The sequence below is a fragment of the Pseudomonas sp. NPDC088368 genome (genome assembly GCF_044753445.1).
GTDB classification, from domain to species: domain Bacteria; phylum Pseudomonadota; class Gammaproteobacteria; order Pseudomonadales; family Pseudomonadaceae; genus Aquipseudomonas; species Aquipseudomonas bambusae.
Genome location: NZ_JBIVNG010000014.1, coordinates 102,757 through 115,880, shown reverse-complemented (window position 1 = coordinate 115,880; position 13,124 = coordinate 102,757). Strand labels below are relative to the sequence as shown.

The following is a 13,124-nucleotide window of genomic DNA, read 5'->3' as shown; positions in this document are numbered from 1 at the left end:
CTGGAAAATAATGGGATCCACCGCAGACAAACGCACCAAGAAGGTCTACATTCAGCGCACTGCGCATCAAGACGGGTCGTTTTTCAGAAGTGACGTGAAACGAATCGGCACGTCTTCTGCGGTATTGCACCGCAAAGCACCACGAATTACGGCCTGCCTGGCCAACCCCCAGCCCGATGTTGTTATCGGGCTTTTTAATGCCTGCGATTTGGCCTGGCGGCTGTTACGCCAAGGCCTTCAGCACTGCAGCAATGCGCTGCAACACTTCCGCTTCGCCGCGCTCGGCCCAATACAGGGCGATCAACTGCTTGCCGGCTTCGACCTTGTACACGTCGGGGGGCAGCGTCTGAAAGTGCGCCTGCAAGCGGGCATCCTCACACGGCTCGCGCCATTGGTTGACCCACTCACCGGGGGTCATCTGCCAGTACGTCCAGACATCCGGCTCGCGGGCTACGCGAGGTCGGTGATACTGCGCGCACGGGCTCGGCGGCTCGACAGGCAGCCAATGGGGCCATTCCTGTGGGATCAGCTGCATGGCCAGCCCCATGCGCCGTGCCTCCATCCGCATCGCCATGCGACCGCTCTGGGAGCGCGATGGTCTGAGCCATACCAAAGGGCTTAATATGACGGCAATGATTGACAGCACTATCCACACCGTCATATGTGTATGCCCCTGTCGCGGGGAGCGACGGGTAAAACATGAAGGCGTGCCATGAGGCGCGTGAAAAGAGCCATAATCAATACCATCGCAGACCTCAGAAGGAACATCCCATGTCCTATGAACATATTTTGGTAGCCGTGGACCTCACTGAAGAGTGCGATCCCGTTATCAAACGTGCTATCAAGCTGGCGTTGGGGACCAACGCCAAGCTGTCGCTGGTGCACATTGTCGAACCCATGGCCATGGCCTTTGGCGGCGATGTGCCAATGGACCTCTCGCAGCTGCAACAACAGCAATTCGATCAGGCCAAGGAAAAGCTTGAAGCACTTAAGTTGAAATACCCTGACGTGAAAACCGGTGACAGTCATCTGACCTACGGCCAGCCGCGCCAGGAAATTCACCAGTTGGCCAAGGAACATCACGTAGACCTGATCGTGGTCGGCAGCCATGGCCGTCACGGCCTGTCGCTACTGTTGGGTTCAACCGCCAATGACGTGCTGCACGGTGCGCCGTGCGACGTACTGGCGGTCCGCCTGGTCAAACGCGCCGAGTAATGCTGCGACGCAAACAAAAGCCCGGCCCGTTGAAGGGGTCGGGCTTTTTTGTGGCTGCCGATTGCCGAGGGATTACCCGTCCTGCTAAGCGCTTACTCGCCCAGCTCGGCGCTCACTCGTCAAGCTCGGCCCAGCGATCGACCAACCCGTCCAGTTCCTTGTTCAGTTGCTCCAGCGACGCCAGCACTTTGGCCGTTTCAGGGGCAGGACGCTGGTAGAAGCCCGGATGGGCAATCTCGGCTTCAACGGCCGCAATCTGCTGCTCTTTGGCGTCGATCTCGCCCGGCAACGCTTCCAGCTCACGCTGCAGTTTGTAGCTGAGCTTTTTCTTCGCGGCGGGGGCGGCATCCTGCACAGGTGCAGGGGCTGCAACCGGCTCGACGATGGCGGAATTCAGGTCGGCTTTGCCGGACTTGCTTTCCGTCACGCCCAAGAGACGCGGCGAACCGCCCTGACGCAGCCAGTCCTGATAACCACCGACGAACTCGCGGACCTTGCCCTCGCCTTCGAAGACCAGCGTGCTGGTGACCACGTTGTCGAGGAATGCCCGATCGTGACTGACCATCAGCACGGTGCCCTTGAAGGTCAGCAGCACTTCTTCCAGCAGTTCGAGGGTCTCGACGTCCAGGTCGTTGGTCGGTTCGTCGAGCACCAGCAGGTTGGCGGGTTTGCTGAACAGCTTGGCCAGCAGCAAACGCGCGCGCTCGCCCCCGGACAGCGCCTTGACCGGCGTGCGCGCACGCTGCGGGCTGAACAGGAAATCGCCGAGGTAGCTGAGGACGTGGCGGCTTTGGCCGTCGATGTCGATGAAGTCACGGCCTTCCGCAACGTTGTCGACCACGGTTTTTTCCAGGTCGAGCTGGTGACGCAGCTGGTCGAAGTAAGCGACTTCCAGGTTCGTCCCCACATCCACCGAACCGCTGGTGGGCTGGAGATTGTCGAGCATCAGCTTGAGCAGCGTGGTCTTGCCGGTGCCGTTGGCGCCGAGCAGACCAATGCGGTCTTCACGCTGCAGGACCATGGAGAAATCCTTGATCAGCATCGGGCCACCGGGGTGGGCGAAGCTGACGTTGTCCAGCACCATGACCTGCTTGCCGGATTTTTCGGCGGTGTCCAGCTGGATGTTGGCCTTGCCGGTGCGGTCGCGACGCTCGCTGCGCTCGACGCGCAGGGCCTTCAAGGCACGCACACGGCCTTCGTTACGGGTACGACGGGCCTTGATGCCTTGACGAATCCACACCTCTTCCTGAGCCAGGCGCTTGTCGAACAGCGCGTTGGCGGTCTCTTCGGCAGCCAGCGCGGCTTCCTTGTGCACAAGGAAGCTGGCGTAGTCGCCGTGCCAGTCGATCAGCCCACCACGGTCCAGCTCCAGAATACGGGTGGCGAGGTTTTGCAGGAAAGAACGGTCGTGGGTGATGAACAGCACGGCGCCCTGGAATTCCTTCAGCGCTTCTTCGAGCCAGGCAATCGCACCGATGTCCAGGTGGTTGGTCGGTTCGTCGAGCAGCAGCAGATCGGGCTCGGACACCAACGCCTGGGCGAGCAACACACGACGACGCCAGCCACCGGAGAGTTCGGCGAGGGTCTTGTCGGCGGGCAGTTGCAGGCGGCTGAGTGTGCTGTCGACCAGTTGCTGCAGGCGCCAGCCGTCACGGGCTTCGAGGTCCGACTGCACGTGCATCAGCTTGTCGAGGTCTTCGGCGGTGACGATGTTCTGGCTGAGGTGGTGGTATTCGGCGAGCAGAGCGCCCACGCCATCGAGGCCTTCCGCCACGACGTCGAATACGGTGCGGCCGTCGGCCACGGGCAGTTCCTGAGGCAACTCGCCGATTTTCAGCCCCGGCGCACGCCAGACGCTGCCGTCATCGGGCAGTTGAACGCCTTTGACCAGCTTCAACATGCTGGATTTGCCGGTGCCATTGCGACCAATGATGCAGACCCGCTCTCCACGGGCGATCTGCCAGGACACCTTGTCCAACAACGGCATGGCGCCGAACGCAAGGGACACATCGCTGAATTTGAGCAGGGTCATGAGCTTCTCCAAAAACCGGGGGCGCATTCTACCTGAGATGGCGAGGGGATTGGGCGGGATTCGATGATGGGGTGGGAATTGGTTTTCAATCGTTATTTTGATGCCCTCCGGGCCTATCGCGAGCAAGCTCACTCCTACATTTGCTTAAACGTGCCATGGCCTGATGGACCGAGTTGGGAGCCTTTGGGTTAACGGGATATTGATCTGGAACACCAAAGGCTCACAACGCGGTCCAACAGAATGCGGCGCGTTGCAAAAAATGTAGGAGTGAGCTTGCTCGCGATCAGGCCCGAAGGGCATCAGAGTAAGATTCCCAAGCGAACCTCTTAAACTACAACCATTTGTTTCCATCCCCTCACCCCTGACACCTTCGCGCTTCAACCCACGCAGGCAACAGGCTAAGCTAGCGGCACTTTTCACGGTTCATCTGCACGGAAGTCTCATGCGCAGTCGTTTGTTCAGCCTTTTGTCCTGCCTGCTTCTGTCGGCCACCGCCGCCCAGTCCGTCCAAGCGGTCGATATCACCACCCAACGTCAATATTACGATCAGGCCAAACGCGCGCTGGCCAAGGGCGATGCCGGGCCGTATCGCATGTACGGCGCGGCCCTGGCGGACTATCCCCTTGAGCCGTACCTCGCCTATGACGAACTCACGGCCCGCCTCAACACCGCGAGCAACGACGAGGTCGAGCGATTCCTGGCCGAGCATGGCGACCTGCCACAGGCCAATTTCATGAAGCTGCGCTGGCTTCGACTGCTCGCCTCGCGGGGTGACTGGCAACCGTTCGTCAAATATTACGACCCCAAGCTCAATTTCACCGAGCTGGACTGCCTGTACGGCTCCTACCAGCTCAGCCACAACATGCGCTCTGAAGGCTACGCCAACGCCGAAAAGCTCTGGATGACCGGCAAGACGCTCCCGACAGCGTGCGATACATTCTTCACCCAATGGGCCGTCGAAGGCCAGTTGACCGAACAGAAACGCTGGCAGCGCGCCAAACTGGCCGCGCAAACCCGTAACTATTCATTGGCCAATCAGTTGGTCAACAGCATGACCACTCTCGCTCCTCAGGGCCGTTTGCTGATCGCCGTGGCGCAGAAGCCGGAAATGGTGAACAACCAGGGTCAGTTCATGCCTGCCGATGAGGCCATGTCCGACGTGGTTGGCCTGGGCCTGCGCCGACTGGCGAAGCAGGACCCGCAGCGGGCCATGGAATTGCTCGACAGCTATTCGCCGATGCTGCACTTTTCTCACGAAGAACAGGTGCAGATCGCCAAGGAAATCGGCCTGACCCTCGCCCGCAGCTACGACGACCGCGCCCTCCCGCTAATGACCAAGTACGACCCGGACCTGCGTGACGACACCGTCACCGAATGGCGCCTGCGCTTGTTGCTGCGTCTGGGCCGCTGGAATGACGCCTACGAGCTGACCCGTCGTCTGCCGCAGGACCTGGCGACCACCAACCGCTGGCGTTACTGGCAGGCCCGTTCGCTGGAGCTGTCACAGCCGAACAGTCCGTTGTTGCCCGCCATGTACAAAGCCGTGGCGAAGGAGCGGGATTTCTACGGCTTCCTTGCCGCAGACCGTACCCAGACGCCGTACATGCTGAACAACAAGCCGCTGCCGCTGACGCAGGCAACCCTGAATAAGGTCCGCAATACGGCGGGCGTGCGCCGTGCGCTGGAGTTCTACCAGCGTGGGGAAGTCGTCAACGGACGCCGTGAGTGGTATCACGTGACGCGTCACTTCAGCCGCGACGAAATGGTCGCCCAGGCGAAGCTGGCGTATGACATGGGCTGGTACTTCCCGGCAATTCGCACCATCAGTCAGGCGCAGTATTGGGACGATCTGGACATCCGCTTCCCGATGGCACACCGCGACACCCTCGTGCGTGAGGCGCAGGTTCGGGGCCTGCACGCCAGTTGGGTGTTCGCGATCACCCGTCAGGAAAGCGCGTTCATGGACGATGCTCGCTCCGGCGTTGGCGCCAGTGGCCTGATGCAACTCATGCCTGCCACCGCGAAAGAGACGGCGCGCAAGTTCAGCATTCCGCTGGCCTCCCCCGCCCAGGTACTGGACCCGGACACCAACATTCAGTTAGGTGCGGCGTACCTGAGCCAGATACATGGGCAGTTCAATGGTAACCGGGTGCTGGCATCGGCGGCCTATAACGCTGGTCCGGGCCGCGTGCGGCAATGGCTGAAAGGTGCGAATCACTTGGCGTTCGACGTGTGGGTCGAGAGCATTCCGTTCGATGAAACCCGCCAATACGTACAGAACGTGCTGTCCTATGCGGTGATCTACGGTCAAAAACTCAATGCACCGCAGCCCCTGGTGGACTGGCATGAACGGTTTTTTGATGACCTGTGATGGATAGGGTGTGAGCGGGGGATCAGTCGTTTCAACGGTGACTGATCCTCCCTCCATCGCGTCACGGCCCGTGCGACCTCCAGCATCGGCGAAGCCCCCCTCGGAGCCGGAGCACCAGTTTCAAACCATCGGCAATGTTCGAAAAATTTCCAGCGCTTCAGCTTCTGCACTAAACCCTGCCAGCACCGGAAACGCCTCGCCGCTGACGTGATCGCCTACGACCAGCTGAATGAACGACCAGCCCACCGCGATAGTGATCCCGTCCTGCCCGATATCCATTCCCGCGTTCAACGGCCGCGCCTTCAGTTCCCGTTCAAGCTCACCGCAAGCGGTCTTCAACTGCCCACTCACCCGCTCCAGCCACGGCCCATGCTGACGCTCCGCAGGCCGCAGATTACGTTCGTAATGAATCTGCACCGCCTTTTCATAGGCCACCAACGCCAGCCCCGTCAGCCGTAACGTTTGCGTCCGCTCTGCCAGCGTCAAGGGCATCAATCCCTTGCCCGGCCCCTGCAGAAACTCCACGTAGTCCAGAATCAGACTCGACTCCATCAACACCTGCCCATCATCGGTGACGAACGTCGGCGCCTTGATCACCGGATTGATCTCGCTGAAACGCGCCATGCCCTGAAACACCGACACCGACTCATGCTCGAACGCGATCCCCATTCGTTTAAGGCTGACCGCGACCCGCCGCACATAAGGCGAATCCAGCATTCCGATGAGCTTCATCCCCTGCCTCCTATAAGCCTGCAAGCCAATTGACGGGTTTCGACAACGATCCTTCGCAGGCTAGCTGAAGCGCTCAAGGCCGCAATGTACAGCCTGGGAAAACATTTCAATCCGTAACACGCCGTCTACGCTGTATTCACGAAGTCTTCACAAACGTTCTGAAAAACTCCGCGCGATCCCCGTTATCCATCAACCCGCTTGCCTGTTCGGCAGGCCTGTCTGACGTGCACGTCGCAGGGATCGCTTGACGTGAAATGCACCCCCAGACCCGCTCCGAGTCGTTCGTCATATGGAAATACGTTCAAAACTGCCCGTCGTCACCTCCACCCGCCTGGTCATGCTGTTTTCCCTATGTCTTGTGGTGTTTTACAACCTCGCCACCTGGCACGCACTGGTCGGTCTGACGCAGCTGCAAGGGGTTAAGGTCGTCGCGTTTTATGTTTCTTTCGCGTTTTTCCTGTGGGCGGCGATCACGCTGCTGCTGACGCCGTTCTCCTTCCGGCCGACGCTCAAGCCGGTGTTGAGTCTGGTGGCGATGTGTTCGGCGGCCGCCGCGTATTTCATGAACACTTACGGCATCACCATCGACACGGTGATGATGCAGAACGTCCTGGAAACCAACCCGGGCGAAGCCAAGGCGCTGCTCAGCGGCAGGCTCTTCCTGTATCTGGGCCTGCTTGGTGCGTTGCCGATTGCCGTGATCTGGCTGATCCCGGTCACGTACCGCCGCGTGTTGCCGGGGCTGATCAACAAAGTGCTGGTCTGCATCGGCTGCGTGCTGGTCATCGCGGCCGCCGTGGGGCCGTTCTACTCGACCTACGCCCCGATCTTCCGTGACGAAGACAAGCTCACCCATTTCATCAACCCGACCAACTACATCTACGCCATTGGCAAGCTGACCAAGCAAACCGTGGCGATCAAGGAAACGGTCAAGATTCAGACCGTGGGCACCGACTCGGTCCTCAGTCCCGAAGCGCAAGCACGGCCGAAGAAAAGCCTGATGATTTTCGTCGTCGGCGAAACCGCCCGCGCCGACCATTTCTCGCTCAACGGCTACGCCCGCGAGACCAACCCGGAGTTGAAGAAGCAGGACATTCTCAACTTCACCCAGGTGGCGTCCTGCGGCACGTCCACGGCGGTCTCGGTGCCGTGCATGTTTTCCAAATTCCCGCGCAGCGATTACAGCGACAAGAAAGGCAAGACCTATGAGGGCCTGCTGGACATGCTGCAACGGGCGGGTTTGAAGGTGGTGTGGCTGGACAACAATAGCGATTGCAAAGGCACCTGTCTGCGCGTGCCCCACAGCGACATTCCGAAAAACCAGCCCAGCTCTTTCTGCGACGGCCAGAACTGCCTGGATGAATCGCTGCTGGTGGGCTTGCAGGCGTACATCGACTCGCTCGAGGACAACGCGATCATCGTCCTGCATTCCGACGGCAGCCACGGCCCGGAATACTACGACCGCTACCCGAAATCCCTGGAGCGCTTCACGCCGGTCTGCCACACCAATCAACTGGGCAGTTGCACGTCGGACGAGCTGAAGAACGTGTACGACAACACGATTCTCTACACCGACCACTTCCTGTCGCAGACCATCGAGCTCCTCAAACGCAATCAGGACAAGGTCGACACGTCGATGATCTACGTCTCGGACCACGGCGAGTCGCTGGGCGAAAACGGCATCTACCTGCACGCCGCCCCTTACGCCATCGCCCCGAGCGCGCAGACCCATGTACCGATGGTCATGTGGTTCGGCAACGCCACGCTGGAAGACGCGGGCGTCGATCGCAGCTGCCTCGCCGCCAAGCAGAACCAGCCCGACCTGAGCCATGACTACATGTTTCATTCGGTGCTAGGCTTGCTCGGCGTCAACACCACCGAATACCAGCCGGCTCTGGATATATTCCACAGCTGCAAACACAGCAAAGGATGACCTGCCATGCCCCTCCAGAACCCGGCCAGCCCCTCAGCGACTCCGGTGTTCTGGCGGGACGCGCAACTGCCTTTCATCGAAGCCCGTTCCATCGCCGATGGCCGTAAGGTCTGCTATTCCCGGCATTCCCACGACGTGTTTTCCATCGGTGCGATCACCTCCGGACAGAGCACGTACCTGCATGAAAAAACCCGCCAGACCATCAGCACCGGCACCGTTGTATTGATGAACCCTGGCGACGTGCATGCCTGTAATCCGATCGATGACCAGCCTTGGTCGTACATCATGTTTTACGTCGATGCGCAGTGGTTGGGCCGGGTGCAGCAGGCGTGCGGCGTTGACGGGTTTCGGGCGATACCGGCCATTTCCAGTGCCGATTCCGTGCTGTTCACCGGGCTGCTGGAGCTGCACCGGACCTTGATCGACCCGACGCTGGACTCGCTGGAGAAACACGAAGCGGCGGTCGCGTTTTTCACGCTGATGCAGCAACGGCTGGGCGGGACTGATATGCCGCTGAAGAAGGCCAATCTGAAGGTCGAGCGCGCGGCGCAGTACATCAATCAGCACTTTCTTCGGGCGATCCGGCTGGAGGAAATCTGCCAGGCGGCGAATTTGTCAGAGGCCTATCTGATTCGCGCCTTCGAGCAGCATTACCACATGACGCCTCACGCCTATCTGATCAACCGCCGCGTCCAGCACGCCCAGGCGCAGTTGCGTCAGGGTGACACCCTGGCCGATATCGCCCAGCAGAGCGGCTTTGCCGATCAGGCGCATTTTCAGCGGGTGTTCAAGAAACACCTGGCGGCGACCCCGGGTCAGTACCGTCAGTGATCATACGTACAGCAGCGACACCGCGCACCCGGCCAACAGCGCCGACATGCTGCGATTGAACAGGCGAATGCGTCGGGGGCTGCGCAGCCAAGGGCCGAAAAAAGCCCCGGCATAGGCCCAGCAGCCGACCGACAGGTAGCACACCACGAAGTAGATCAGCGCAAACAGCCCGATCAGCCGCGCCTCGCCGTCCGCCACGAACGCCCCCATTCCCGCCACTGCCGCGAGCCAGGCCTTGGGGTTGAGCCATTGCATCGCAGCCCCGTGCCAGAACGACGGCGCGTGGGTGGGTTTGTCGAGGTTCAGGCGGCCATCGTCCATCGCCAGCTTCCAGGCCAGGTAGATCAGAAACGCCATTCCGGCCCAACGGATCAGGTCAGTGAGCACCGGGTATTGGCGAAGCATTTCGTGCAGGCCAAACCCGGTGAAAATCAACAGCACGACAAAGCCCACCGTTGCACCCAGCACATGCCGCAGACTCGCCCCCAAACCGAACTGGGCCCCGGAACTCAGCGCCACCACGTTCACGGGCCCAGGAGAAATTGACGCCGCAAGGGCGAACGCCGCCATGGAAATCATCAGGTTCATTACCGCCCTTCTCCGTTCAATGAATGAGCGCAGACAGTAACGGGTGGGGTTGGGGGCGGTATTGAAGAAAACTGACCAGTCTAATTCCGAGGCGCACGCTGGTTTGCTGTTGATGCTGGCCGGAGGCCGTAGGAGTCTGGCTTGCCGACGATCTGCCGGGGTCGCGCCCGACCGCGCAGCGGCAGTAAATGCTCTGCACGCGATCTCCCTGACACAACGTCGTCGTCTGGTTTTGCTGCCGCTTCGCGCCAGATCGCTTGCAAGCAGAGCTCCTACGCCTTCGGCAGAAGCGGGATCGCAGTGTTCAGGCAATTGAGCAAGATCGCACCTTGTAGACTCGGCTCAATCACTCGCCTGCGACAACGGTCTGGCGACGTCTTCCAATGATTTGCGCTCGGACGCCACGCCCCAGATCGCCTGTACCGCCGCCGCCAACAACATCAACGCGGCGCCGATCAGGTAACCGATGAATACCGGCCCCCGCTCATGGCTGTCGATCAACTCGCCAAACAGCGTCGGCCCGACGATCCCGCCCAGCGCGGTGCCGAACGCATAGAACACGGCGATCGCCAGCGCACGAATTTCCAGAGGGAAGGTTTCGGCCACGGTCAGATAAGCCGAACTGGCCGCTGCCGAGGCAAAGAAAAAGATGATCATCCAAGCAATGGCTTGCTGGGTGACGCTGAATACGCCTTGTTCGAACAGGTAGCCGCTGATGCTCAGCAGCACGGCCGACACCGCATACGTCAAGCTGATCATCACCCGCCGCCCCACCACGTCAAACAGCCTTCCGAGCAGCAACGGCCCGCAGAAATTCCCCAGCGCCAGCGGCAACACGTACCAGCCAATTGACGCTGACGGCACCTGGTAAAACTCGGTGAGCACCAACGCATAGGTAAAGAAAATCGCGTTGTAGAAAAACGCCTGAGCCGTCAGCAGCGTCAGGCCGACCAGCGCTCGCTGGCGATAAACATTGAACAGCGTGTCAAAGATTTCCCGCAAGGGGGTGTGGTCCCGTGCGTGCAGGCGCAGTTTTTTACCCTCCGGCTCAGGTAAGTCATGACCCTGCTCACGAAAGCGCGCTTCGATGCCTTCGACGATGGCCTTTGCTTCTTCGGCCTGCCCATGGATCAGCAACCAGCGAGGGCTTTCCGGCAGCCACAGGCGCATCAGCAAAATCACCAGCCCCAGCAACGCACCGATGCCGAAGCACAAACGCCAGCCCAGATCGCCACCGATCCAGCCAGGGTCCAGCAAAATGATCGAGCCGCCCGCCCCCAGCGCCGCGCCGATCCAGAACGTGCCGTTGATGGTCAGATCAACCCAGCCTCGAAACCGGGCCGGGGTGAATTCCTGAATGGTCGAATTGATCGCCGTGTATTCGCCACCGATGCCCATGCCGGTCAGGAACCGGAACAGCATGAAGCTCCACAGGCTGAACGAAAACGCCGTGGCGGCGGTGGCACAGATGTAGAGGGCCAGGGTGATGAAGAACAGCTTGCGTCGCCCAAGGCGGTCGGTCAGCCAGCCAAAAAACAGCGCCCCCAGGACGGCGCCGCAGATGTAGGCGCCACCCGCCAACCCAATGTCGGCGTTGGTCAGGCGCAGCACCGGGCTCTCTTTCAGCGCCCCTGATACCGACCCCGCCAGCGTGACTTCAAGACCGTCGAGCAGCCAGGTGATGCCGAGAGCAAACACCAGCAACGTATGAAAACCGCCCCACGGCAAGCGGTCCAGACGCGACGGGAGATCGGTTTCAAACACCCTGCCCTTGGCCTGCTCCGCTGCTGAATCGACGCTCGCGACGGTCATGGTGAATCCCTGCTCCACAGATCGGGATGATCTGAGGGTGAGAGTTCGGGGGCCGGACAGGAGTTCAGCGAATTGCCGGACCGGCGCCAGGCCCATGCCGATAACCGTTGAGAGAGACACCCACAAAAAAGCCCACCAAACGGTGGGCTTCCTTGGTTCAGCGCAATCTCACAGATTGAACACCGTCACCAGCTTGGTATTGAGGTACGCCTCGATGGCCTCGGTCCCGCCTTCCGAACCGTAGCCGGAATCCTTGATCCCGCCGAACGGCACTTCCACCAGGCCAATCCCCTGATGGTTGATCGACAGCATGCCAGCTTCGATCCGGGTGCTGAGGATGTGTGCGGTTTTCATCGAGGTGGTGAACGCATACGACGCCAGGCCAAACGGCACGCGGTTGGATTCTTTTACCGCGTCTTCAACGGTGTCGAACGGCACTATCAGCGCGACTGGCCCGAACGGCTCTTCGTTCATGATGCGCATCTCGGTGGTCAGGCCGCTGAGCACCGTCGGCTGGAAGAAATAGCCCGGACCGTCGACCGATTGGCCGCCGGTGTGCAGCTTCGCGCCCTTGTCAGCCGCATCCTTGACCAGCGAGGTCAGCGCCGGGGCACGACGCTCGTTGGCCAACGGCCCCATGGTCACGCCCTGCTCCAGACCGTTGCCCACCTTCACCTCATGGGTCAGGCCGACGAACTTCTCGATGAACTGCTCATAAACGCCACGCTGCACGAGAATACGCGTCGGCGACACGCACACCTGACCGGCGTTACGGAACTTGGCGCCTGCCAATGTGCGGGCTGCGAGGTCCAGGTCCGCGTCATCGAACACCAGCGCCGGGGCGTGACCGCCCAGCTCCATGGTGGCGCGCTTCATGTGCTGACCGGCCAAGGCCGCCAGTTGCTTGCCCACCGGGGTCGAACCGGTGAAGGTGACTTTCTTGATGGTCGGGTGCGCGATCAGGTAGCTGGAAATCTGCGCCGGATCACCAAACACCAGGCCGATGACGCCTGCTGGAACGCCTGCGTCGATAAAGGCGCGGATCAGCTCGGCAGGCGACGCCGGTGTTTCTTCCGGAGCCTTGACGATGATCGAGCAACCGGCCGCCAGCGCGGAGGACAGCTTGCGCACCACTTGGTTGATCGGGAAGTTCCAGGGGGTAAACGCTGCGACCGGACCCACCGGTTCCTTGATGACTTTCTGCTCGACGGACGCGTTGCGCGACGGCACCAGACGCCCATAGGCGCGACGGCCTTCTTCAGCGAGCCAGTCAATGATGTCAGCAGCGGCCAGGGTTTCCATGCGTGCTTCGGCCAGTGGCTTGCCCTGTTCCTGGGTCATGATGCTGGCGATGTTATCCACGCGCTCGCGCAACAGGTTCGCGGCTTTCTGCATGATTTTGTAGCGGTCGTAGGCCGGGGTGCTGCGCCAGGTTTCGAAACCGCGCTCGGCGGCGGCGAGGGCTTTGTCCAGATCGGCAATGTCGGCATGGGCCACGGTGCCCAGGGTGTCGCCGGTGGCCGGGTTGATGACCGCGAGGGTGCGACCGTTTTCACTGGCGCGCCATTGGCCGTCGATATAAAGCTGAACGTCTGGGTACATGAGAAAAC

The 13,124-nt window shown here is 60.8% G+C and carries 10 protein-coding genes; 4 read left to right on the top strand and 6 right to left on the bottom strand.

Annotated elements, in window-relative coordinates:
- Nucleotides 1-223: 223 nt before the first annotated feature.
- Nucleotides 224-661, bottom strand: coding sequence for a hypothetical protein (locus ACIQAL_RS27155; protein ID WP_401150833.1), 438 nt, complete (start codon nt 659-661; stop codon nt 224-226).
- Nucleotides 662-771: 110 nt separating this feature from the next.
- Here ACIQAL_RS27155 and ACIQAL_RS27150 point away from each other — a divergent pair, with 110 nt between their 5' ends.
- A complete protein-coding gene (locus tag ACIQAL_RS27150) occupies nt 772-1,215 on the top strand; it encodes a universal stress protein (protein ID WP_166597305.1) in 444 nt (147 codons plus the stop codon).
- 112 nt (nt 1,216-1,327) lie between these two features.
- Here ACIQAL_RS27150 and ACIQAL_RS27145 read toward each other — a convergent pair whose 3' ends face one another.
- Complete coding sequence (locus ACIQAL_RS27145; RefSeq protein WP_401150831.1) at nt 1,328-3,247, bottom strand: ATP-binding cassette domain-containing protein; 1,920 nt, start codon at nt 3,245-3,247, stop codon at nt 1,328-1,330.
- 442 nt (nt 3,248-3,689) lie between these two features.
- On the opposite strand from ACIQAL_RS27145, the gene ACIQAL_RS27140 reads away from it, so the two are divergent.
- Entirely contained in the window at nt 3,690-5,618 is a 1,929-nt protein-coding gene (locus ACIQAL_RS27140) for a transglycosylase SLT domain-containing protein (RefSeq protein ID WP_401150828.1), read from the top strand.
- Between the two features lie 120 nt (nt 5,619-5,738).
- Here the strand turns inward: ACIQAL_RS27140 and ACIQAL_RS27135 are convergent, their stop codons facing one another.
- On the bottom strand, nt 5,739-6,350 hold the full coding sequence (locus tag ACIQAL_RS27135) for a glutathione S-transferase N-terminal domain-containing protein (RefSeq protein ID WP_401150825.1): 612 nt from the start codon (nt 6,348-6,350) through the stop codon (nt 5,739-5,741).
- 289 nt (nt 6,351-6,639) lie between these two features.
- Here ACIQAL_RS27135 and ACIQAL_RS27130 point away from each other — a divergent pair, with 289 nt between their 5' ends.
- Both ACIQAL_RS27130 and ACIQAL_RS27125 read left to right on the top strand, forming a co-directional pair.
- Nucleotides 6,640-8,283 (top strand): phosphoethanolamine transferase, encoded by a 1,644-nt coding sequence (locus ACIQAL_RS27130; protein ID WP_401150822.1) that lies wholly within the window; start codon nt 6,640-6,642, stop codon nt 8,281-8,283.
- Nucleotides 8,284-8,289: 6 nt separating this feature from the next.
- Nucleotides 8,290-9,114, top strand: a complete 825-nt coding sequence (locus ACIQAL_RS27125) for an AraC family transcriptional regulator (RefSeq protein ID WP_401150820.1) — start codon at nt 8,290-8,292, stop codon at nt 9,112-9,114.
- Here the strand turns inward: ACIQAL_RS27125 and ACIQAL_RS27120 are convergent, their stop codons facing one another.
- From ACIQAL_RS27120 to ACIQAL_RS27110, 3 genes are all read right to left on the bottom strand, one after another.
- Nucleotides 9,115-9,702: a LysE family translocator gene (locus ACIQAL_RS27120; RefSeq protein WP_401150818.1), complete on the bottom strand. Its 588-nt coding sequence runs from the start codon at nt 9,700-9,702 to the stop codon at nt 9,115-9,117.
- 342 nt (nt 9,703-10,044) lie between these two features.
- Nucleotides 10,045-11,514: an MFS transporter gene (locus ACIQAL_RS27115; protein ID WP_401150815.1), complete on the bottom strand. Its 1,470-nt coding sequence runs from the start codon at nt 11,512-11,514 to the stop codon at nt 10,045-10,047.
- A 168-nt stretch (nt 11,515-11,682) separates the two neighbouring features.
- Nucleotides 11,683-13,116 (bottom strand): NAD-dependent succinate-semialdehyde dehydrogenase, encoded by a 1,434-nt coding sequence (locus ACIQAL_RS27110; protein ID WP_401150813.1) that lies wholly within the window; start codon nt 13,114-13,116, stop codon nt 11,683-11,685.
- Nucleotides 13,117-13,124 lie beyond the last annotated feature (8 nt).